The sequence below is a fragment of the Streptomyces sp. NBC_01294 genome (assembly GCF_035917235.1).
Taxonomy (GTDB): domain Bacteria; phylum Actinomycetota; class Actinomycetes; order Streptomycetales; family Streptomycetaceae; genus Streptomyces; species Streptomyces caledonius.
This window is the reverse complement of sequence record NZ_CP108424.1, coordinates 109,067-133,648: the sequence shown is the minus strand read 5'-3', so window position 1 is coordinate 133,648 and position 24,582 is coordinate 109,067. Positions and strand designations below refer to the sequence as shown.

Genomic DNA, 24,582 nt, shown 5'->3' with positions numbered 1-24,582 from the left:
GGAGATCCCCCGGATGGTCCTTTGGGACCACCCGCGAATTCCTCACCGCGAGCGATGGTTCGGAACCCGGGGCGCCACCAGAATTCCCTTGTACCCAAACCGGGTTGGAATCCTGAAGACCGTGGAGACCTGCTGTGCCCGACGCTGCTCCGGTTGCGAAGACGAAGAAGGCCAAGAGTTCCGAGAATGTGCTGTCGCGCGCCGGCGGAACCGGGGACATGATTCCCCGGGACCGGCGAGCGGCCTTTCTCGAGCAGATGATGCTCTCCCGCGAATGCGACCGGCGTTCCGGGATCGTTCTGCGGCAGGGCCAGGCGTGGTTCCACATCTCATCGGCCGGCCACGAGGCCCTCGCAGCCCTGTGTGAATTGCTGGAACCCGAGGATCTGATCTTCCCCCACTACCGCGACCGCACCCTGATGCTGGCGCGTGGAATGGACGCCGAAGGACAGGCCCGTGACCTCATGGCCAAGGGCGGATCGCATTCCGCCGGACGTAATATGAGTTCGCACTTCAGCCACCGTCCGGGAAATGTCTTCTCCCTCGCCAGCCCGACCGGAAGCCAGTGCCTGCCTGCGGCCGGCGCCGCGTGGGCGTCCGTACTGCGCGGCGAGAAGCAGGTCGTTGTCTGCTCCATCGGCGACGCCTCGACGCGACAGGGCGAATTCTTCGAAGCAGTCGCCTTCGCGGTCGAACGGAAACTCCCGGTCGTCTTCCTCGTCTCTGACAACCGCTACGGCATCAGCACCCCGACCGACGGCCTCTCGCCGCAGCGGCTCGGCCTGATGCCGGACGCGATCACCAAGGTCGTCGACGGGTCGGACCCGGACGCCGTCCATGCCGCGGCCGCGGCCGTGCTGCCGGACGTCCGTGCCGGCCGGGGCCCGGCCGTGCTGTGGTGCCGGCTGGACAGGCTCGACTCGCACACCTCTTCCGACGACCAGCGGCTCTACCGCACCAAGGACGAACTCGCCGCCATGCGCGACCCGGTGGCCCTCTTCACCGACCGACTGGAAGCCGAGGGGACGATCATCCCCGGCTGGGCGGACCAGGTCCGGGCCCGGCTCGCCGACGACGTCGAGGAGGTCTTCGACCGTGTGGCTGAGGAACCCTCCGCCCACCCCGGCCAGGTGATGGACCACCTGTTCGCCGCGGCCGACGAGCAGCCGACCGCCCCCGCAGACACCCGGCCCTGCGGTGGAACGATGGTCGAGGCGGTGAACCGAGCCCTGCGCACCGGGCTGGAAAGCGACCCGACGCTGGTGCTGTTCGGCGAGGACATCGAGGACCCGAAGGGCGGCGTCTTCGGATTCACCAAGGGCCTCGGCACCCTCGCCGGCCCCCGGATGACCAACTCCCCGCTCGCCGAGGCCACCATCGTCGGCGCCGCCGTCGGGCTCGCTGCCGCCGGCATGCGGCCGGTGGTCGAGCTCCAGTTCGTCGACTTCGCCGGACCGGCCTGGAACCAGATCGCCTCCCAGCTGACCACCCTGCGCTGGCGGACCGCCTCCGCCTGGCGCTGCCCCGTCGTGATCTACGCACCCTGGGGCGGCTACCTGCCGGGCGGCGGAATCTGGCACAGCCAGAGCAACGAGAGCCTGTTCACCCACCTGCCCGGGCTGCGGGTCGTGGTGCCCTCCACCCCCGAGGACACCGAGGCGGTCTTCCTGGAGTCCTTCGCATCGCCCGACCCGACGCTGATCCTGCTCCCCAAGCACCTGATGCGCCGCCAGCACCCGCCGCAGCCCGGACCGGCACCCGCCCGGGGCGCCCGGCTGCTGCGTACCGGAGCCGACGTCACAATCGCCACCTGGGGCAATGGCACCGAACTGGCCACGGAGGCGGCGGACCGGCTGGCCGCCGAGGGCGTCGGCACCGAGGTGATCGACCTGCGCTGGTTGACCCCACTCGACCGGGAGGCGGTCGCCGCCTCCGTCCGGCGGACCGGCCGTCTGGTGGTGGTCCAGGAGGACAACCGCACCAGCAGTTTCGGCGCCACCGTCCTTGCCGACCTCCTCGGTAGTGACGACGAGTTCTACTCGCTGCTCGCGCCGCCCCGGCTCGTATCCCGCCGGGACGTCCACATCCCCTTCCACCCCGACCTGGAGAGCGCCGTGCTGCCCGCGGCGGACGACGTGGTCGCGGCCATCCGATCGGTGCTGGCATGAGCGAGAAGAAGACGACGACCACCTTGACCGTCCCGCGACTGGGGGAGGGGATCGTCGAGGTCCTGATCCTGCGTTTGCTGAAGCAGCCCGGCGACCTCGTCGCCAAGGACGAACTGCTCTACGAGATGGAGCACGACAAGGCATCCCTGGAGATCGAGTCGCCGACGGCCGGTAGGCTGACCGCCTGGCTGGTCGAAGAGGGCCGGCGGGTGCCGATCGGCGGAGCCGTCGCCGAGATCGAGCCAGTCGCCGAGACCGGAGCACCCGCCGAGCCGGGCGCAGCCGCCGACGGCGCCGGCCCGGCTCCCGCACCCGCGCAGGGCGCGTCCCCCGCCGGACCGCCCGGACAGCCCCGGACCGGCACCGTCCGCATCCCGCCCCGCACCCGGGCCCACGCCCGCAGGCTGGGCCTGGACGAGACGGTCCTGGCGACACTGGTTCCCGCCCGGGGGCGCAGCCTGATGCCGGCCGACCTGGAACGCCACGTCGCCGACCGCGCCTGCGCCGCCCCCGAGCCGCAGCAGGTCCGGCCTCAGGACCGGTCCCAGGACCCGGTCGAGGCTGCGAAGCCCGTCGCCGCGGCGCCGCTCACCGGCGCCGGCCACGACTTCACCGACCTGCCCGTCAGCCGTCGCCAGAAAGAGCTCAACCGGGCGCTGCGTTCCGGCACCGGTGACGTGGTGCCTGCCGTTGTGGCCACCGAGGTCCGGGAAGAACTCCTCGCGAGCGCGCTGCGCGCCCGCCGCGCCGCCGGCGACGGCCAGAGCTTCACCACCGCCTTCCAGGTCTTCGCACACCTGGCCGCCCGTGTCGCCGCCGACTTCCCGTTCCTGAGGTCGCGCCGCCTGGGCGAGGACCACCTGCGCGTCTTCGAGCACGTAGACCTCGGCATCGCCTGTGCCGGTGAGGACGGTGATCTGACGATCGGCGTGGTGCGCGGCTCCGACCTGCTGGACGCCGACCGGTTCGATGAGCGCTACGCCGACGCCGTCGAGCGCGCCCTCGGCGGCGAGTCCCAGGCCGACGGCCGGGTCACCCTGATGCTCTCCCACCTCGGAGACCAAGGCGCGACCTTCGCCGTCCCCGTCGTCGTGCCGCCCGCCGCCGCCACGCTGTTCCTCGGAGCGCCGTCCGGCAGCGGGCCCAAGGCGGTCCGCCGGATCGTTCTGGCATTCGACCACACCGTGTTCAACGGCCAAGAGGCCGCCCGCTTCCTGGACGCCCTGCGGGCCGAGCTCGCGCAGGCCGGTGAACCGGAGGCACCCGTCCCGGCCGCGACGACCGACCGGACCCGGGTCGACGGACAGCAGGCCCGGGAGGTCCGGGAGAGCGCGCTGGAGCGGCTCACGGCTCTCGCGAGCGAGGTGGCCGACCACGCGGTGAACCCCGACCGCCCACTCGGCGAGCAGGGCATCGACTCCGCCAAGGCCCTGCGTCTGACCCGCGAAGCGGGCCGGATCTTCGGGACCAAGCTGCCCGCCACCGCGATCTGGAAGTACCCGACCCTGCGGGCCCTCGCCGAGCTGCTCCCGCAGACCGCACCCGGCGAGACACCCCCGACCCTGCCCACGCCGTCTGCGCCGGTTGCGTCTGCGCCGGTCGCGTCCGCGGCGGCCATGTCCGTGCCGGTTCCGGTGGCTGTTCCGGGTGCCCACGGGCCGGCCGAGGACGATGTCCGGGGCGCCGTCGCCGTCATCGGAATGGCCTGCCGTGTCCCCGGCGCCGACGACGTGGACGCGTTCTGGTCCCTGCTGGCCGAGGGTCACTGCCGGATCGAGCCGGTTCCCGCGGGTCGTTTCGCGGGGTCCCCGGCCGGGGACCCGGCCACCGCGCCGCGGGCCGGCCTGCTGGACCGGATCGACCTGTTCGACGCCCGCTTCTTCTCCGTCACCCCGCGCCAGGCCGCCTCGATGGACCCGCAGCAGCGCGCGCTGCTCGAACTGAGCTGGCATGCCCTGGAACACGCGGCCCTCGACCCGGACGACCTGGCGGGCACGCCGGTCGGCGTGTTCGCCGCCGCCTGCAGCTACGACTACCGCGAGCAGCTGGTGGAGCGGGACGCCGCCGACGGGTACGCCACCGTCGGGACCTTCCCCGCCTTCCTCGCCAACCGGATCTCCCACACCTACGACTTCACCGGACCGAGCATCACCGTCGACACCGCCTGCTCCGGCGCGCTCACCGCGCTCTCGCTCGCCGAGCGGGCGATCCTCTCCGGAGACTGCGAGATCGCGCTCGCAGGCGCCGCCAACCTGCTGAGCAACGGCTTCAACAACGAGGCCTACCGCCGCGCCGGCATGCTCTCCCCGCAGGGGACCAGTCTGGTGTTCGACCGAGGAGCCGATGGGTTCGTCCGCGGCGAGGGCGCCGGCTGGGTGGTGCTCAAGCGGCTCGACCGGGCGATCGAGGACGGCGACCCGGTGCTGGCCGTCCTGCGGGCGACCGCCGTCAACCATGGCGGTCGCGCCGCCGCCCTGACCGCCCCCAACCCCCGCGCGCAGGCCGCCCTGGTGCGCACCGCCCTGGACCGGGCCGGTCTGCACGCCGAAGACCTGGGTTTCCTGGAGGCTCACGGCACCGCCACCCCGCTCGGCGACCCGATCGAGATCGACGCCGTCCGGGAGGTGCTGGAGGGTGGCGCCGGGGGACCGGTCACCCGGGCCGCCGGCCCGCTGGACCGGCTGTGGGTCGGCTCCGCCAAGGCGAACATCGGGCACCTGGAGGGCGCGTCCGGCCTCGCCGGCCTGATCAAGGCCGTCCACGTGCTGCGCAACGAACTGATCCCCGGAACACCGAACTTCACCGAGCTCAACCCGCACATCGACCTCGAGGGCACCCCGCTCACGGTGGCCGACCGCCCGGTCCGCTGGCCGCGGGTGGACGGGTCCCCGCGTCGAGCCGCGGTCAGCGCCTTCGGTTTCGGCGGCAGCAACGCGCACGCCGTCCTGGAGGAAGCCCCGGCCCTCGACGGCCCAGGCGCGGCGAACGGGAACGGCGTACCGCTGGCCGTCCCCCTGTCGGCCGCCACCGCGCGGTCGCTCGCCCGGCTGGCCGGCCGCCTCGCCGACCGGATCGGAAGGGAACCGTCCGACCTCGACCTGCAGCAGATCGCCTGGTCCCTGCAGAGCGGCCGGCGCGCCCTGGCCGAGCGGATGCTCGTCGTCACCCGCGACACCGGTGAACTGGCCGACGCCGCGAAGGCGTTCGCCGCAGGGGAGACCCACCCGGCGATCGCCACCCTCGGGTGCCCGGACGCCCTCGCCGCCCTGGCCGACGACCGGGCCCGCACCGCCCTGCTCGAGTGGCTCTCCAGCGGTACCGCCGACTGGGCGGCCCTGTGGACCGGCGGGCAGCCGCCCCGGCGCGTCCCGCTGGTGCCCTACCCGTTCGAGCGCGAGCCGTACTGGCTGCCCGGCGAGCCCGCGGCCCGCCCCGCGTCGACGGCCGTCGTGGCGACCGCTGCCGCCGTGACCGGCGGTCGCACGGACGCACTCGTGCTGCCCGCCGGCCACCCGCTGGCCGAGCACCGCGTGGCCGGCCGGGCCGTCGCCCCCGGCGCCCTGCTGATCGACGCTCTCGCCGGCGGCGGACCCGTCGCCCTGCGCGGCGTCCGCTTCCTGCGCCCCGTCCCGTTCGGCGACGGCCTGCGACTGGAACGCGGCACGGACGACGGCCACGGCCGGACGGCCCTCACGGTCACCCACGACGGCCACGTCCACGCCAGGGCCGTCGCCGACCCTGGGACCCCGGAGCCGCTGGCGGCCGGCGACCGCACCCTTGCCGACGGCACCCCCGTCGACCTCGCCGGTGTACTGCACCGGGCCGGCATCCACGTAGGCACCGCCTACCACGCCGTCACCGCCCTGGTGAGGTCCGGCAGCCGGGCAGCCGGCCTGCTGACCCCGCCGGCCGGCGACCCGCTGACCCGCCGGGTCGGCTGGCTCGACGCCGCCCTGCAGGCAGCCTGCGCACTGACCGCCCCCGGCAGCACCCTGATGGCCGGCGCCATCGGCCGGGTGTCCTGGAGCGGCGAACTGCCCGACCGCGCGGACCTGCTGCTGCACCTCGTGGAGGACTCCCCCGGACACCTCCTGGTGGACCTGGACGCCGTCACCGAGGACGGCCGGGCCGTCCTGCGGGTACGCGGCCTCCGCTTGGTTCAGGCACCGGCCGCACCCGCGTCGGCCGCACCCGCGTCGACCGCACCCGCACAGGCCGCGCAGGACAGCGCCCCGATCCGCGTGCTGTCGCCGGTCTGGGCCGAGGAGAGCACCCCCCGCCCCGCCCCGGCCGACACCGCAACCCATACCGTCGCGCTGTACGACCGGCACACCGAGCGGGCCGCCGACGGCCTGCGCGGAGGCGTCGCGACCCTGCTCCCGGTCGGCCCGGACGGCGTCGACCGCGACCGCCTCGGCACGGCCGTTCGCGCCGCAGCCGGATCCCCCCTCGCCGTGACCCTCCTCGTCGGCGGCTGCCGGTGGACGGAGGACACCGCCGGCGTCACGGCGCTCCGCCACTGGCTCACCGCACTGCTGACGACCGCCCAGGTCCTCGCGGAAAGCGGCACACCCGCCGAGGTGCGGCTGCTGACCACCGGCCTCGGAGCCCCCGACGGCGAGTCCCCGGCCGCCGGCGCCTCGCTCCAAGGCGCGCTCCTCGGAGCGCTGCGCACCCTGCCTTTGGAGGTGCCGGCCGTCACCGCCGCCGCCGTCGACCTGCCCGCCGACGCGCTGCACCGCGCCGCCGTCGAACTGATCGCCGCCGCCGTGGCCGAGCCTTGCGGGCGGGCCGTCCCCCTGGTCGCGCTGCGCGGCGCCCGCCGCTTGCGCCAGGTGCTCGCCGAGCGCCCGCTGCCCGACGCCCAGGGTTTTCGCACCGGCGGGGTGTACGTCGTGTTCGGCGGCGCCGGAGGAATCGGCGGCGAGGTCGCCCGCCATCTCGCCGCCCGCTACCGCGCCTCGCTGCTGCTCGTCGGCCGCTCGGCCGAGGGCGAGGACGTCCGGAACCTGCTGGACGACCTGCGGGCAGCCGGCGGGCAGGCCCACTACCACCGCGGCGACGTCACCGACGCCGGCGACGTCGCCGCCGCACTCGCCCGCTGCCGCACCGCCTTCGGCGAGCCCGACGGCCTGCTGCACAGCGTCGGCTCCGTGAGCGACGGCCTGCTGACCGGGCTCACCGCCACCGACATCGACCACGTGCTCGAAACCAAGGTCACGGCCGTCCTGACGCTGCGCCGAGCCTTGGCGGGCCGGCCGGGCACCGCCCTCGTCCTGTTCTCCTCCGTCGCCGGCCTGTTCGGCAGCGTCGGCGGCCTCAACTACGCGGCGGCCAACGCCTTCCTCGACCACTACGCGGCCGCCGTCGACGGCGACGGCGGGCTGGTGGTCCGCACCTTCGACTGGGGCCTGTGGCGTGGTACCGGCCTCGCACGCCAGTACACCGCACACGTCCGGCGCCAGTACCCGGGACTGACCGACTTCGAACCAGAGAGAGGGGTGGCCGCCTTGGAAGCGGGCATGTCCGGCACCGATCCGCAGACCGTCGCCATCAGTGGCGATCCGGAGCCGCTGCGGGCCCTGACCCGTCCGGCCGCCGCCGACCCGGCGCACCTGCTGGAGCGCTACGCACGCGGCGCCCTGGCCCGGACCATGGCCGACCTCGGCCTCGACCACGGCACCGCCCAGGCGGGCTGCACCGCCGCCGCCGACCTGCTGGGCGTCGTCCCCGAGCACCACCGCCTGCTCGCCGCCGTCCTCGACCTGCTGGAGGGCGAGGGCCCCGACGCCCCGTCAGCCGCGCACCTGGCCGCCGACCGTGCCGCCCTGCTGGCCGGCCACCCCGACCTGCTCGGTCACGTCGAGCTGCTTGACCGCGCCCTCGCCTCGTACGGCCCGGTGCTGCGGGGCGAGCAGCCCGCCACCGCGGTGCTCTTCCCGCGCGGCGACCTCGGCGCGGTGTCCGCCATCTACAGCGACAACCAGCTCTTCGACCCGGTCAACGCGGCCGTTGCCCGTGAGCTCGCCGCCGACGCTGCCCGGATCGCCCGCGAGGGCCGGCGCCCTCGGGTCCTGGAGATCGGTGCGGGCGTGGGCGGCACCACCGCCTCCGCGCTGGCCGCGATGGACGCCCTCGGCGTCACCGACGCCGAGTACGCCTACACCGACGTGTCCCGCGCGTTCCTCCAGCACGCCCGGCGTCGGTTCGGCGAGCGGGTCAGCCCGCAGCTGCTCGACATCGAGAAGAGCCCCGCCGGGCAGGGTTTCGCCACCGGTCACTACGACCTGGTCGTCGCCAGCAACGTGCTGCACGCCACCCGCGACCTGACCCTGGTGCTGCGCCACGTGTCCGAGCTGCTCGCCCCGGGCGGACGGCTGCTGCTCGTCGAGATCACCGTCCCGGCCGCGGTCTACACCCTCACCTTCGGCCTGACGGACGGCTGGTGGCGCTACGTCGACACCCAGTACCGCCTGCCGCACGGGCCGCTGCTCGACGGCGCCCGCTGGCAGGCCCTCCTTGAGGCTGGGGGCTGGACGCTCGCCGGGATCGGGCACCTGCGCGACGTACCCGGTTGTGTGGCGCTGCTGGACTGCCGCGCCCCGTCCGCCCCCGCCGCAGACGTGCCGGCCGCCGACGGCACGGACGGCACCCGCGACCGGCTCCGGGAGATCGTCCGGGAGCTGCTGGGCGACCCGCGGGCCGATATCCCCGGCGACCGGCCGTGGCAGGAGCTGGGCATCGACTCGCTGCTCAACCTGGAGCTCGTCACCGCCGTGTCGAAGGCGTTCGGCGAGATCTCCAGTACCGCGCTGTTCGAGCACCGGACGCTCGACGAACTGGCCCGGGCACTCGGCGGACAGGCCCGCCCGGCCGGCGCCACCGCTCCGGCCACCGCCTTCGCCCCGGCCGAGGCCCCGGCCGCCGGCAACGGCGACGCCACCGGCGACGGCGCGGGCGCCGCGGACCTGCTCGCCGAACTGACCGGGCTGGCCGCCGACGTGACCGGCCAGGACCACGCACTCATCGACCAGGACTCCGACTTCCCCAGCATCGGGGTGGACTCACTGCTCAACGGCGAGTTCACCGCCGCCCTGCGGCAGCGCTTCCCTGCCCGGGCGATCCCCTCCACGGTGCTGTTCGAGCACACCTCGCTGCGCTCCCTGGCCGCCTGGCTGGCGGCCCCCACGCGCCAGGCCCGCCCGCACACGGTCACGGGTGCGGCCGCGACACCGCCCGCACCCGTCACCGTCCCGGCCACCTCGGCCGTCTCCCCGAACGCCGCGGCCCGCAGCGGTGCCGACCTGCGCCCGGCCCGCCGGGCGGTGCCGGCCGCGCCGAGCGGGCACCGTGCACCGGTCGCCATCGTCGGCCTGGCCGGACGCTACCCGGGCGCCGAGGACATCGACGCCTTCTGGCGGCTGCTGTCCGAGGGCCGGACCCCGGTCACCGAGGTCCCGGCCGAACGCTGGGATTGGCGCACCGCCCGCACCCTCGGCGGCGGCTACGCCCGCTGGGGCTGCTTCCTCGACGGCTGGGACCGTTTCGACCCCGAGCTGTTCCGCATCACCCCCCGCGACGCCGCCGTGATGGACCCCCAGGAACGGCTCTTCCTGGAGGTTTCCTGGGAGGCGTTCGAGACCGCCGGCTACAGCCGCCGCACCCTGTCCGGCAGTGCCGGCGGGCCGAAGGTCGGCGTCTTCGCAGGCGTCACCTCCAACAGCCACCTGATCGCCCAGCACCAGGCGCGGCTGGCAGGCGCCGACAACCCGGAGTACGCCGTCACCGCGGCGGCCTCCGTCGCCAACCGGGTCTCCCACGCGTTCGACCTCAGCGGCCCCAGCCTGACGGTCGACACCATGTGCTCCTCCTCACTGACCGCCCTTCACCTGGCCTGCCGCGCCGTCCAGGACGGTGAGGCGGACCTCGCCCTCGCCGGCGGCGTCAACCTCTACCTGCACCCGGACCGATTCGCCGGCCTCTGCGCGCTCGGCATGCCCTCGCGCGGCGACCGCACCCGCGCCTTCGGGGCGGGCGGCGACGGCTTCGTCCCCGGTGAGGGCGTCGGAGCCGTCGTCCTCAAGCGCCTGGACCGGGCCGAGGCAGACGGCGACACCGTCTACGCAGTGATTCGCGGCACCGGCCTCAACCACGGCGGCGGCACCGGCGGATACACCGTGCCCAACCCGCTCGCCCAAGCCGCCGTGATCGGCACCACCCTCGACGCCGCCGGGATCGACCCCGCCGCAGTCGGCTACCTGGAGGCCCACGGCACCGGAACCGAACTCGGCGACCCGATCGAACTCCGGGCACTGGCCCTCGCCTTCGACGGCGACCGCCCCGCCACGGCCAACCTGCGGATCGGCTCGGTCAAGTCCAACATCGGACACGGCGAGGCCGCCGCAGGCATCGCCGGCCTCACCAAGGCCGTCCTCCAACTGCGCCACGGCCAACTCGTCCCCACCCTGCACGCCGAGCAGCTCAACCCCAAGCTCGACCTGGACGGCACCTCCCTGCACATCCAGCGCCGCGCCGAGGCCTGGCCGCAGCCCGCCGACGCCGAAGGCCGGCCCCTGCCGCGGCTGGCCGCCGTCAGCTCCTTCGGCGCCGGCGGGACCAACGCCCACGTCCTGCTGGAGGAGTACCCGCAGACCGCACAGCCCGCGCCCGCCCGGTTCGAGGCCAACCGCACGCCGGTGGTCCTTCCGCTGTCGGCCCCCGACCCCGAGCGGCTGCGCACCCTCGCCGCCCGGCTCGCCGGCCTGATCGCCCATGCTCCCGGCAGCGAGACGCTGCTGGCCGCCACGGCCACGCCGACCGACATCGCGCACACCCTGCGGGTGGGCCGCGAGACCTGGCCGCACCGCGCCGCGGTCACCGCCTCCGACCCGAGGCGGCTGCGCGAGGCGCTCACCGCCCTCGCCGAGAGCCGCCCCCACCCGGACGTGGCCACCGCCGACACCGCCGACCACGCCGAGGCCGATGCCCGGGCCTGGGTCGTCGAAGGCCGACTGCCCGCGCAGGACCTGCCCGGCCGCCGCGTGGCGCTGCCCACCACGCCGTTCACCCGCCGCCGCTGCACCCTGACCGCGCCCGAGGGGCACGACCCACGGCTGGGCGCCCCGATCGACCTGCCGCTGGCCGACTCCGTACGGATCCCTGCGAGCCGGACGGTGACGGCCCGCCTCGGCGGCGCGTCCCGCTGGGTGGCCGATCACGTCGTCGACGGCACCGCGCTGCTGCCCGGAGCCTTCCACCCCGAACTCGTCCACGAGGCGCTCCTGACCGCCGGCGAGTCCCCGTACCGCCAGGTCATCCGCGACCTGATGTGGCCCGCCCCCGCCGCCGGGCTCCCCATGACGGTCCGAGCGGAGCTGGCCGAACCCGACGCCGACGGTGCGCGTAGCTTCACCGTCGAGGCGGTCACCGCCGCAGACGGCGAGCGGACCGCGGCACGTGGCTGGACCGAAGCCGCCGTCGCCGACCGGGTCCAGCCCTCCCTGCGGTACCGGCCGGAGGACCTGGCCCGGCACCTCGCCGAAGGCGTCGACGCCGAGGACTTCTACCAGGTCTTCGCCGCCCACGGCTTCGCCTACGGTCCGCTCTACCGGACCGTGCGCCGTGCGCTGCGCGACGGCGAGGAGACCACCGCCCGGCTCCGGCTGCCTGACGGCGAGGATCGTGACGGCAGGCAGGTGCTGCACCCGGCGCTGTTCGACGGCGCCTGCCAGACTGCGGCCTTCCTGCTGCTCTGCGAGGATCCTGCCGCCCGGCGCCGCTACCGGCCGCTGTCCGTGAACCGGCTGGCTGTGCACGCCCCGGTGACCGGCGAGGCGTACGTCCACGCGCGCCGGGTCCGCGCCGAGGAGGCGTCCGGCACGCACGTCTTCGACGTGCGCCTGGTCGACGCCGGCTCCGGCGAGGTGCTCGCCGAGGCCGAGGGCTTCCGCATCAGGGTGGAGGACCGTGACGCCCCGGCGGCCCCGGCCCGTACCGCCGACACGGCCACGGCTGCCGCGTTCGCTCCGGCGGACGGCGACCGCGCCCCGGCCGTCGCCACCTACCGGCTCGGCTGGCCGGACGCCCCCCGGCCCGCCGCAGGGCGCCCGATCGGCACCCTCTGGACGGTGGGCGACGGCGCCCTCGCCGACGGCCTGGCCCCGCAGGCCGCCGCCCGCCTCTCGTTCGACCGAGCCTGCGACGTTGCCGCCCTGGAGGAGACCGCCGGGCGCACCGGAGCCCCCGCGACTGTCCTGGTCGACCTCACCGGCGGCCTGCGCGGCCTGGGGTTCGGCGCCGACCCGCTGCCCGCAGGGCAGATCGCGGCCGACTGGACGGACTTCAGGACCGGCCCGATCGCACAGGTCTTCGGCCTGCTCCGGGCCCTGGTCTGCTCCCGCGCCCTGGACGGCGTCCTGGTGCTGTTCGTCACCGACGACTCCGCCACCGGACCGTCGCCCTTCCAGCGCGCCCTGCACAGCCTGGTGCGCACGGTGGCCGGTGAGACCGGCAGGCTGCGGCTGCGGATGGCCTCCGTCGCCGCCGGCACGGCCGGCACCGTACTGCCGGACGCCGTCGCCGCCGTCCGGGCCGAGCTCTCGGCCGAACCGGCCGACGGCGAGGACTGGGTGCGGATCGGCCCCGGCGACCGCCGCCGGCGTGCTGCCCTGGCCCCCGTCCGGGACACAGGTACGGCCGACCCGGCCGGCCTTCTTCGCGCGGACGGAACCTACCTCGTGATCGGCGGGCAGGGCGGCCTGGGCAGCGAGATCGCCGCCGCCGTCCGGGCCGCCCGGCCGACCGCACGGCTCGTCCTGGTCGGGCGCTCGGCCCCCGACGAGGCCGCCCTGGCCGAGCTCCGCGGGCCGGCCGGCACCGGACCGGTGGACTACCGCCGGTGCGACGTCACCGACCTCGCCCAGCTCGCCGAGCTGGCCGCGGAGTTGCAGCGCTCCGGCACCGAGCTGCACGGCATCGTGCACACCGCCGGCGTCCTGCGGGACGGCTTCCTGCGGGGCAAGACCCCCGAGGTGATCGAGGAGGTCTGCCGGGCCAAGGTGCTGGCCGCGATCGCGGTGGACGCGGCCTTCCACGACCACCCGCTGGACTTCTTCGTCGTCGCCTCCTCGCTGGCCGCCCTGGTCGGCAACCAGGGGCAGTCCGACTACGCCTTCGCCAACGGCTTCCTGGACGGCTTCGCGGCCGCCCGGACCCGTTGGACGGAACTGGGCCTCCGGTCCGGGCGCAGCCTCTCCGTGGGCTGGCCGGTGCTGGAGGGCGCCGGCATGGCGCCCGAGCCCGCCGCCCTGGGCTACCTGTCCGACACCTTCGGGCTGCGCCCACTGCCGGTGCGCGAGGCCGTACGCCGCATGTGGCCGCTGCTCGACCTGGCCACCGGACCCGGGCAGGCGCACGCCGCCCTGGTCGCCGGCGACCAGGACATGTGGTCCCGGGCACTGGGAGTTGTCGCCGACGGCACCGCGGACACCCCCGAGGTACCGGCCGCTGCCGCTGATGCCGACGCTGCCGTGGACCGGTCGCCGGCCGCCCCCGCAGACGGCCGCCCCGCAGCGCTGCGGTGGCTGGCCGAGCGGGTGAGCCGAGCGATCGGCGTCCCTGCGGCGATGATCGCCGCCGACCGCCCGATGCTGGACTACGGCGTCGACTCCATCGCGGTCATGCGCCTCAGCCGACTGCTGGAGGACGACCTCGGCCGGCTGCCGGTCGCCCTGTTCCTCGACAGCTCCACCCTCGGCGAGCTGACCGACCGCCTGCTGCGCGACCACGGAGCCCAGCTCACCGCGGCGGTCGCCGCAGAGCCCGCACCGGCCGCCCGCGAAGCTGCTGAGGCCCGTACGGTTGCCTCGGCCACGGCGACGGCCCCCACCCCGGCCGCCGAGGCCGTCCCCGCAGACGGCGCCGGACGCGCCGCGGCCGTACCGCTGCCCGACCGCCTGATCGGGATGTGGACCTCCGACCAGGCAGCGGCTCCGCTGGCTCCGTACAACGTCTCCCTGTCCTGGCAGTCGGCCGGCGTCGACCGCGCCGCGCTCGCCGCCGCAGTGGACGACCTGGTGCGTCGTCACCCGGTGCTCGGCTGCTGCGTTCGTCCGCACCGCGGCGAGCCGTCGTTCGTCCCGGCGCAGACGGCGGCCGCCCTGGTGGACCGCTCGCCCGAGGCCGGCATGGACCTCGCCGCCGCCGTACGGCAGGAGGCCGACCGCCGCTTCGCGCTCGCGACCGAGCCACTGCTGCGGGCCGTGCTCTGGCGGGACGGCACCGACACCGTCGTCCAGCTGACCACGCACCACCTCGCCGCCGACGGCCGGTCGGCCGAGCTGATCGGCCGCGACCTCACCGCCCTCTACGCGGCACGGACCGGCGGGGGCCCGGCCCTCGCCCCGGCGCCCTCCTTCGCCGACGTCCTCCGCCGCGAACGCGAGGACGCCGCCCGGACCCGTGCTGCGGACGAGTCCTTCTGGGCCGGCCGGCTGGCGGGGCCCACGGCCGAGCCGCTCTTCCCGGACACGGGCGCCGGCGCGGCCTCCGCGCAGCGCGAGTACGGACTGGGCGCGGACCTGTCGAAACTGCTCTTGGGCACCGCCCGCACCGCCGGGGTGACCCCGTTCACCGTGCTGCTGGCCGCCTTCGCCGCCTCCCTCGGCCGGCTGACCGGACGCCGCTCGTTCCTCCTCGCGGTACCCGCCTACGGCCGGGCCTCGGCGAGCGAGGACGAAGCGGTCGGCTGCTTCGTCAACTCCGTGCCGCTGCGCATCGACCTGGACCCGGCACGCCCGGTCGCGGACTGGCTGGCCGTGCTCCACGACGAGGTGCGCGGCGCGATCGGCCACGCCGGACTGCCCTACCCACGGCTCGCCGAGCTGTGCCGGGCCGCCGGGGAACACACCGTCCCCACCGTGACCGTCGCCTACCAGAACTGGCGCCGTGAGACCGATGGCTCCGCCCCTGCGGCCGGACACACCGAGATCGGCCTGCCGTTCCACCGGCGCGGCCAGCGCGGCCACTTCGACCTCGGGTTCGAGGTCACCGACGGCCCCGACGGGGTGGAAGTGCTCGCCAACCACCGCACGGATGCGCTCGACGGCACGGCCGTCGACGGCCTCGTCGAGGACCTGCGGCGCATGGTGGTCGAACTGGCACGGGACACGGACGGCGGCCGGGTCGGCCAGCTGCTCGACCCCGCCGGGTCCACCCTGGTCAGCCGGTTCGCCGACTCGGTCCGCCGCTCCCCGGACCGCCCCGCGGTCGAGGACCGGGACGGGACGCTCAGCTACGCCGCGCTGGATGAGCTTTCCGACGCCGTCGCCCGGCAGGTGTCGCGGGCCGTCGGGCCCGGCGAGCCGGTCGCGGTGCTGATGCACCGCTCGGCCCGGCTCGCGGCCGTCCTGCTCGGCATCCTCAAGAGCGGCCGCCCCTACGTCCCGCTCGACGACTCCTACCCCGCCGACCGCCTGCGGATGGTGGTCGAGGGAGCGGAGTGCCGGCTCGCGGTCGCCGACCCGGACCTGGCCGCACTGCTGCCCCCCACCCTGCGGGTGCTGCCCGCGGCCGAGGCCCTCGACCCGGACGCCGCGCCGCAACCGGGCTCCGGGCAGGGCACCGCACCCCTCCCCGGCGACCTGGCCTACCTGATGTTCACCTCGGGCAGCACGGGCCGGCCGAAGGGGGTCGGCGTCACCCACGGGAACGTCGTCCACACCCTGGAGGCCATCGCGGCCACCACCGGAACCGGCCCGCAGGACCGGCTGCTCGCCGTCACGACGGTGTGCTTCGACATCTCCGTCCTGGAGCTGTTCATGCCGCTGCTGACCGGCGGCACCGTGGTGGTGGCCCGCCGCACCGACGTCGTCGACGCCGGGCGGCTGGCCGGCCTGATCGAGAGCCGGGACGTCACTGTCCTCCAGGCCACCCCGGCCGGCTGGCAGCTGCTGCTGGACGGCGGCTGGCGGGGCCGCGCGGGGCTGACCGCGCTGTGCGGCGGCGAGGCGCTGCCGCCGAACCTGGCCGCCGAGCTGGTCTCCCGCACCGGCAGCCTGTGGAACGTCTACGGGCCCACCGAGGCCACCATCTGGTCGACGATCGGCCGCGTGGACGGTGCGACCGTGCACCTCGGCGGTCCGATCGGCGCGACCGGCCTGACCGTCACCGAGGTCGACGGCACCGCCGCGCCCGCCCCGGGCGAGCCCGGCGAGCTGTGGATCGGTGGCCCCGCTGTCGCCCAGGGCTACTGGCACAGGCCGGACCTGACGGCCGAGCGGTTCACGGCCCACCCGGCCCGGCCCGAGGGCGGCGGACGCTGGTTCCGCACCGGCGACCTGGTGCGTCGCGATGAGCAGGGCCGGCTGGTCTTCCTCGGCCGGGCCGACAGCCAGGTCAAGATCCGCGGACACCGCGTCGAGCTGGGCGAGATCGAGGCCGTGCTCGGCACCCATCCGGGCCTGGCCCGGGTCGTGGTCGTGCTCCGCGGCACCGGGGCGCTGGTCCGGCTGGTGGCCGTCGCCGTCCCGGCGCGCGGCGCCGCCGCGCCCGGCCTCGATGAGCTCCGCGCGTTCGCGGCGGCGAGCCTCCCGGCCTGGATGTTGCCGGACCGGCTGGTCACCACCCCGGAGCTGGCGCTCACGCCCAACGGCAAGGTGGACCGCAAGGCCGCCGCACTGCTGGCCCAGCCCGCAGCGGAGCGGGAGGCCGCCACCGATCCGGTCCGGTCCGCAGATCCGGCGCCCGCGCCGGTCCCGATGCCGCCTGCGGCCCACGCGCCGGCGCAGGCCGACCCGGCGGAGATCCGACAGGGCGTCACCTCCTTCTGGGCCGAGCTGCTCGAACTCGACCGCGTCCCCGGTGACCGGCGGTTCTTCGACCTCGGCGGCAACTCGCTGCTGCTGGGCCGGCTGTTCGCCCGATTGGAGGACCGCTTCCCCGACACCGGTCTGGAGGTCGCTGACCTCTTCGCCCGCCCCACCCTCGACGACCAGGTGGCGCTGCTCACCGAACGGCTCGCCCCGGTCGTACCCGCCGTATCCGCAGTCCCGGCCGAATCCGCCGGCCGGACCGCGCTGCCCGCTCCCGCCGCCCGCCCGTCCCGCCGCGAGGCGCGGCGCGCCCTTCGACTCGGAGACGACCACCGATGAACCACGACCACCACCCGTACGACTCGGTCGACGACCCGAACGCGGTGGCCGTCGTCGGCATGTCCTGCCGCTTCGGCCCCGCCACGTCCGCGGACCAGCTCTGGGAGCTGCTGGAGCAGGGCCGCAGCGGGATCCGCCACCACTCCACCGAGGAGCTCGTCCGGCTGGGCCATCGGCCGGAACTGGTCCGACGCCCCGGCTTCGTCCCCGCCGGCGTCGTCATGGAGGACGCCGACGCCTTCGACAACGAGTTCTTCGGCTACAGCCCGGTGCACGCCGAGTGGCTGGACCCGCAGCAGCGAGTCCTGCTGGAGACGGCCTGGCACGCCCTGGAGGACGCAGGCTTCGCACCTGACCGCACGGGGCTGCGCACCGCCGCGTACGTCTCGGTCGGCCAGTCCACGATGCCGCAGGTCGGCATCACCGAGCTGGACGCGGCCGGCATGATCCGCTTCTCCTCCTCCGACAAGGACTTCGCCGCAAGCCGGATCTCGTACAAGCTCGGCCTCACCGGTCCCAGCCTGACCGTGCAGTCCGCCTGCTCCAGCGGACTGGTCGCCGTCCACCTCGCGGTGGAGAGCCTGCTCGGCGAGGAGTGCGACCTGGCCGTGGTCGGCGCCGCCTCGCTGCACTTCCCGCAGGCGGGCTACCTCGCCGCACCGGACATGATCCTCTCGCCGAGCGGCGAGTGCCGGCCGTTCGACGACGGCGCCGACGGCACGGTCTTCGGCAACGGTGCCGGCGCGCTCGTACTGCGCCGGCTGGCCGACGCCGTCCGCGACGGCGACCCGATCCGCGCTGTGATCCGCGGCAGCGCCGTCAACAACGACGGCGCCCGCAAGATGGACTACCACGCCCCGTCCCCGGAGGGACAGGAGGCAGTCCTGCGCGAGGCGCTGGCCGTAGCCGGGATCGACGCGCACACCGTTGGCTACCTGGAGACCCACGGCACCGGCACCCACCTGGGCGACCCGATCGAATACGCGGCCCTCGACCGCGTCTACGGCGGCGACCGGCCGCACCCAGCCACCATCGGCTCGGTCAAGAGCGTCGTCGGCCACCTCAACACTGCGGCCGGACTCGCCGGCCTGGCCAAGGCGATCCTCGCGCTGGAGCACGCCGCCGTGCCGCCGCAGGCCCCGTTCGAGAAGCCCAACCGCCGGCTCGCCGGGACCGGCGGCCTGCGGATCGCCGCTGGCGGCGACGGCTGGCCCGTACCGGACGGCCCGCGCCGGGCCGCGGTCAGCTCCTTCGGCATCGGCGGCACGAACGCCCACGTGGTGCTGGAGCAGGCGCCCGACCTGCCGGCCCTGCCCGCCGGTAACGGCCGCGACGAGCACCAGGTGCCTGTGTCCGCCCGTACCGAAGAGGCCCTGCAGCAGCTCGCCGCCTCCTTGGCGGACGCCCTGGGCGGCCCCGGCGCCCCGGAGCTGGCCGACGTCGCGCACACCCTGCGCACCGGCCGCAGCCACCGCGCCGTCCGCGCCGTGCTGACCGCGCGCACCACGGCCGAACTGGCGGAGCAACTGCGCAAGCTCGCCCGGGAGGGCACCGCGGCAGCCGCTACCCTGGTCGGCCCCTACCAGGCGTGGATCGAAGGCACCGGCGAGCTGCCCGAACCGGAGCCCGCCGCCGGCCGGACCGGCCGGCGCGTCCGGCTGCCCGGCTACCCCTTCGCCCGCCGCCGGTGGCCTCGCCCCGACGCCCCGGCCCTCGCGCCGGACAGCCGGTCGCCCGAGGCGGCCACTGGCGCGCTCCCGGTCCGCACGGTGCGCCCCTTTGACCCGCTGGTGGCCGACCACCTCGTCGGTGGGCTGCCGGTCTTCCCGGCCGCCGCCCAGATCGACCTCGCACTGACCGCCGCTGGCCGACTCGCCGGCGGACCGGCGGCCGGCCTCGCCGACCTGGCGTTCCGCCGCACGGTCGAGGTGGTGGACCCGGTCGAGCTGCGGGTGGAGATCGAGGACGGACAGGTCCGAGTGGCTTCCGCGGACATCCACTCCCAGGCCCGGCTGCTGCCGGCCGGCGCACCGGAGCGGCCCGCCCCGCTCGACCTCGCCGCCCTGCGCCGCGCGTACCCCGAATCGGCGGAACCTGAAGCCCTCTACCGCTACTTCGCGGACAACGGCGTCGGCTACGGCCCGGCCTTCCGGGTCCTGCGCGAGCTGCACCACGGTCCCGCCGGGGTGCTGGCCCGGGTGACCGCCGCACCGGAGTCCGTGCCCGGCGAGACGGTCTCGCCCTGTGTCCTGGACGGCGCCCTCCAGTCCGTCATCGGCTGCGTCCTGCGCGAGGACCTGGCCGGCGAGACCTTCATCCCGTTCGCCATCGACGAGCTGACGGTGCACGCTCCGTTGCCCGGCCAGGTGTGGGTCACGGTCAGCCCGCAGCGGCTCGCCGGCGGCGGCCGGCGGGTGCGCCGGTACGACGTGGCCGTCGCGGCGGAGGACGGCGCCGTACTGCTGACGCTGCGCGGCCTCGCCCTGCGCCCGGTCACCGCCCCCGCTGCGGCCGGTGCGCCCGCCATGCCGCAGGACGTCCACCTGTTCGCCTCCATCGAAGAGGAGTTCGCCCTGCCCGGCCGGGACGCCGCCACGGCCGGACCCCTGGTGCTGATCGGCGACACGGCCCTCGACGGCGCCGACCTGGTGCTCCCGGCGCCCACCGACCCCGACGCCGCTGCGGCGGCTGGCGCCGAGCTGGCCGCGCGGCTGCCCGCCAGCGGTGGACGGCCGACCATCGTGTGGCCGGCCGCCGCCGACGACCCGCACACCGACCCCGCGGCCACCGCCACCGACGGCGCCCTGCGCGTCCTGGCCCTGCTGCGCGCCCTGCTGCGCCCGCTCGGCCGACGTGGCGCACACCTGGTCGTCCCCTACCCGGCCAGCTCCCCGGCGGGCGCGGTGACCGGCGCTGGCCTCGCGGCCCTGGGGCGCTCACTGACCGGTGAGAACCCCCGCTTCGACCTCACCGCCCTCGCCGTCGAGGACGGCGCCGGGCCGGCCCGGCTGCGCCGCGCGCTCGAAGCCCTGACCGTGCGCGTGCCGCTCTCCCGTGTGCTGACCGTCGCGGCTGACGGCGGGCTGAGGACCACCGTTTTGGCACCGCTCACCCCCGCCGCAGGTTCCCGGCCCGTCCTGCGCCACGGCGGGCGCTACTGGATCCACGGGATGGGACGCCTCGCCGCCCTCCTCGCCGAGCACCTGCTCGACCGTCACGCCGCACGGATCGTGCTCACCGGCCGGTCCGCCGCCGACGGCGCCCGCGGCGAGGAGCTGCGCCGGCTCGCCGACCGGGCGGCACGGACCGGCGGCTCCGTCGAGTACCTGCGGCTGGACCCGGCCGACCCGGCAGCCCTCGGCGACACCGCCCGGCGGATCGCGGCCGACGGCCCCGCCGTGAACGGCGTCTTCCACTGCGCCGGGGTCCTGCGCGACGGGTACGTCCTGCGCAAGACGGTCGCCGACGCCCGCGAGGTGATCGTCCCCAAGCTGGTGGGCGCGGCTGAGCTCGACACGGCCACGGCCGACTGGGACCTGGACTGCTTCGCCGTCTTCTCCTCTGTGTCGGGCGCCCTCGGCAGCGCCGGCCAGGCCGACTACGCCTTCGCCAACGCCGCCGCGGACGAGCTGGTCCGCCGCCGCGCGGACCGGGCCGGACGAGGCCGGTCGGTCTCGATCGCCTGGCCGTTCTGGGCGGACGGCGGGATGCGCCCGGACGGGCCGGCCCAGGAGGAGCTGGCCACCCTCGGCATGCGGGCCCTGCCCACCGAGGCCGGGCTCGCCGTACTGGAATCCTTGCTCGCCGGTCCCGCGTCCGCGCCCGTGGTGCTGTACGGCGACCGGGCGGCCCTCCTCGCCGCTTTCCCGCTGCTGACCTCCGAGACCCCAGCGGCCCCGGCCGCTCCGGCGCCGCCTTCGGCTCCGGTCGTGGAACAGGCGGCCCCGGCCGACGCGCCGGCCGAGGAGGTGACCGGCGTCCTGCACCGGCGGCTCGCGGAGGTCGTGGCCGAGGCGACCCGCACCCCCGTCGCAGACGTCACCGCCGACCGCCTCTTCGACGACTTGGGGATCGACTCCCTGCTGGCCATCCGGGTCGTCGAACTACTGGAACAAGACTTCGGGCGGCTCTCCAAGACCCTGCTCTTCGAGTGCCGTTCGGTGGCGGAGCTCGCCGAGTACCTGATGGAGGAGCACCCCGAGCGGTGCACCGCGCTCGCGGGCGGACCGAAGGAGCCCACCCCAGCAGCGCCCACCGCCCCGGCCGAGACCGCCGTTCCCGCCGCGCCGACCGTGTCCGCCGTTCCCGCCGCGTCGTCGGGGCCGTCCGCCGACGAACTCGTAGACCCCCGGGCGGTCGCCGTCATCGGCGTCGCCGGACGCTTCCCCGAGGCCGACGGCCTCGACGGGCTGTGGCGGAACCTGGCGGAGGGCCGGGACAGCATCACGGAGGTCCCGGCCGACCGCTGGGACGCCGAGGCCCTCTACGACGCAGACAAGACCCGCGTCGGCCGCACCCACACCAAGTGGGGCGGATTCATCGACGGGGTGGAGAACTTCGACGCCGCCCTCTTCAACATCTCGCCCCGGGAGGCGGGGATCGTCGACCCGCAGGCCAGACTGTTCCTGGAGAGCTGCTGGGCGGCCCTCGACGACGCCGGCTACACCCCGGACCGTCTGGTGTCCGCCGCGGAGGACCCGGTGCACCGGCGCGACGTCGGCGTGTTCGTCGGGGCGATGTACGGCGAGTACCAGCTCCACGAGGCGGAGGAGCGGCTCAGGGGCAATCCCGTGCTGGCCAACAGCGCCTACTGGTCCATCGCCAACCGGGTGTCCTACTTCTTCGACTTCCAGGGCCCGAGCGTCGCCGTCGACACGGCCTGCTCCTCCGCGCTCACCGCCGTCCACCTGGCGGTCGAGTCGCTGCGGGCCGGCACGTCACGGGTGGCGATCGCGGGCGGCGTCAACGTCCTCATCCACCCCAACAAGTACTTCATGCTCGGCCAGGGGAGATTCGCCTCCAGCGACGGGCGCTGCCGCAGCTTCGGCGCCGGCGGCGACGGCTATGTGCCGGGCGAGGGCGTCGGGGCAGTGCTCCTCAAGCCCCTGCGGGACGCGCTGCGCGACGGCGACCACGTCCACGCCGTGATCCGCGGTACCGCCGCCAACCACGGCGGCCGTACCAACGGCTACACCGTGCCCAACCCCCGCGCCCAGGCGGACCTGGTGACGAAGGCGCTGCGGGACGCCGGCCTGACCGCCCGCGACCTCGACTACATCGAGGCGCACGGCACCGGCACCGCGCTCGGCGACCCGATCGAGATCCGCGGACTTGCCTCGGCCTTCGCCCGGGACGGCATCAAGGGCCCGGGCAGCCTCCCGATCGGTTCGGTCAAATCCAACGTCGGCCACCTGGAGTCGGCCGCCGGTTCGGTGGCGCTCGCCAAGGTGCTGCTCCAGCTGCGCCACCGCACCCTGGTGCCGTCGCTGCACGCCACCCCGCCCAACCCGGAGATCGACTTCGACGGGGTCCCGTTCAGCGTGCAGCAGCAGCTCGCGCCGTGGCGCACCCACGACGGCGCCGCGCACCCGTTGCGGGCCGGGATCAGCTCGTTCGGTGCCGGCGGCGGCAACGCCCACCTGATCGTCGAGGAGGCGCCCGCGCCCGCCCCGCGTCCGGCAACCGGCCGCCGGGAGCCGCAGGTACTGTTCCTCTCGGCCCGGACGGACACCGCGCTCGCCGCTTACGCGCGGGACCTGAGGGACCATCTGCTCCGGGCTCGCTCCGCCGGCGAGGAGCCCTCGGCGACGGACGTCGCCTTCACCTTCGCGGTCGGGCGCGTCGACCTGGCCCGCCGCGTTGCCCTCCCGGCCGACTCGCTCGACCTGCTGCTCGCCGGTCTGGAAGCCCTGGCCGAAGGCCGGCCGCAGCCCGTCCCGCCGGCCGGCGAGGAGGTCGCCGCCTGGCTCTCCGGCCGGCGCATCGATCGCGAGGCCGCCTGCGGTGCCGCGCCCGTCGGCCGCCGCATCCCCCTGCCGCACTACCCGTTCGAACGTGTCCGCTGTTGGTACGACCTGCAGATCGCCCACCTGCACCGGCAAGGCCTCGGCAGTGCCGGGCAGGAACCCGCGTTCGCCCGGGACCACTTGCGCGACTTCGGCCGGGCGCCGTCCGACCGGCCGCAGGCCATGCCGAGTACCGCGCCGGCGCCGGCCGCCGTGCCCGTGTCGGCTGCCGAACGCGCGCAGGCCTCCGCGCCCACACGCGTACCCGCCCGGGCAGCGGTTCGCGCCGCCGTACCCGCGCCGGCTGCCGTACCCACCCTGACGCTGCGCGGTGCGGCCGAGCCGGCCCGCCGGCCCGCACCCGACCCGATGGAGAAGCCACAGATGACCAGCGACCGCAAGATCTCGCTCCGGCCGCTCGCTCCGGCCACGGCCGCGACGAGGCCCGCCGCACCGGCGACCCCGGCGGCTCCCGCCGCCGTGCCCGCCCCGCCTGCCGCACCGGCCCCTGCCGCCGTTCCGGCGGGCCGTCAAGAGGAGATCGCCGAGGAGATCGCCCGGCTGCTCGCCGGTGTGCTGTACCTCGAACCGGGCCAACTCGACCCGGAGGAGACCTTCCTGACCCTGGGCGTCGACTCGATCCTCGGCGTGGAGTTCGTCGCTGCCGTCAACGCCGCCTACCCGGTCGGCGTCAAGGCGACCGCCCTGTACGATCACCCGACGCCGGCCGCGTTCGCTCGGCACATTGCCGAGTCGCTCGGCGCCCCCGCCCCGGCACCGGCCTTCGCTCCGGCCGCTCCGGCCGCTCCGGCCGCTCCGGCCGCCCCGGCTGCTCCGGCCGCCCCGGCCGTGACGGTCGTGGCCGTCGACCCCGCCCCCGTCGCCCAGGCACTGCGCGAGGAGCTGGCGCGGACGCTGTACTGCGAGCCCGGCGACATCGACGACGAGACGAGTTTCAACACCCTCGGCCTGGACTCGATCCTCGGCGTGGAGTTCGTGGCGTTCGTCAACCAGACCTACGGGCTGGACGAGAAGGCCGGCATCCTCTACGACCACCCCAGCCTGGCCGCGCTGAGCCGCCACGTCGCCGGACGCGCCGCCCCGGTCCCGGCCGCCGCTGCGGAGCCCGCCGCCCTCCCGCTGCCGGTGCCCGGCGCCGGGGAGCCCTCCCAAGCGGACCTGGACGCGCTGCTCAGCGCCGTCCGCGACAACCGGCTGTCCATCGAGCAGGCGGTCACCCTGCTCACCCCGCGGCGCTGA

Annotated in this window: 3 protein-coding genes; all 3 read left to right on the top strand. The window is 75.4% G+C overall.

The window, feature by feature from the left end; all coding sequences use genetic code 11:
* Window positions 1-134 precede the first annotated feature (134 nt).
* The 3 genes from OG534_RS37750 to OG534_RS37740 are packed head-to-tail and all read left to right on the top strand — an operon-like array spanning window position 135 to window position 24,582.
* A complete protein-coding gene (locus tag OG534_RS37750; protein WP_326594153.1) occupies window positions 135-2,168 on the top strand; it encodes an alpha-ketoacid dehydrogenase subunit alpha/beta in 2,034 nt (677 codons plus the stop codon).
* The gene (locus tag OG534_RS37745; protein ID WP_326594152.1) at window positions 2,165-17,317 is read left to right on the top strand and encodes a non-ribosomal peptide synthetase; all 15,153 of its coding nucleotides are present in this window, start codon (window positions 2,165-2,167) and stop codon (window positions 17,315-17,317) included. The genes OG534_RS37750 and OG534_RS37745 overlap by 4 nt, the downstream gene beginning before the upstream one ends.
* Window positions 17,314-24,582 carry a beta-ketoacyl synthase N-terminal-like domain-containing protein gene (locus OG534_RS37740; protein ID WP_326594150.1) on the top strand — a complete coding sequence of 2,423 codons (7,269 nt, stop codon included), beginning with the start codon at window positions 17,314-17,316 and terminating at the stop codon, window positions 24,580-24,582. The genes OG534_RS37745 and OG534_RS37740 overlap by 4 nt, the downstream gene beginning before the upstream one ends.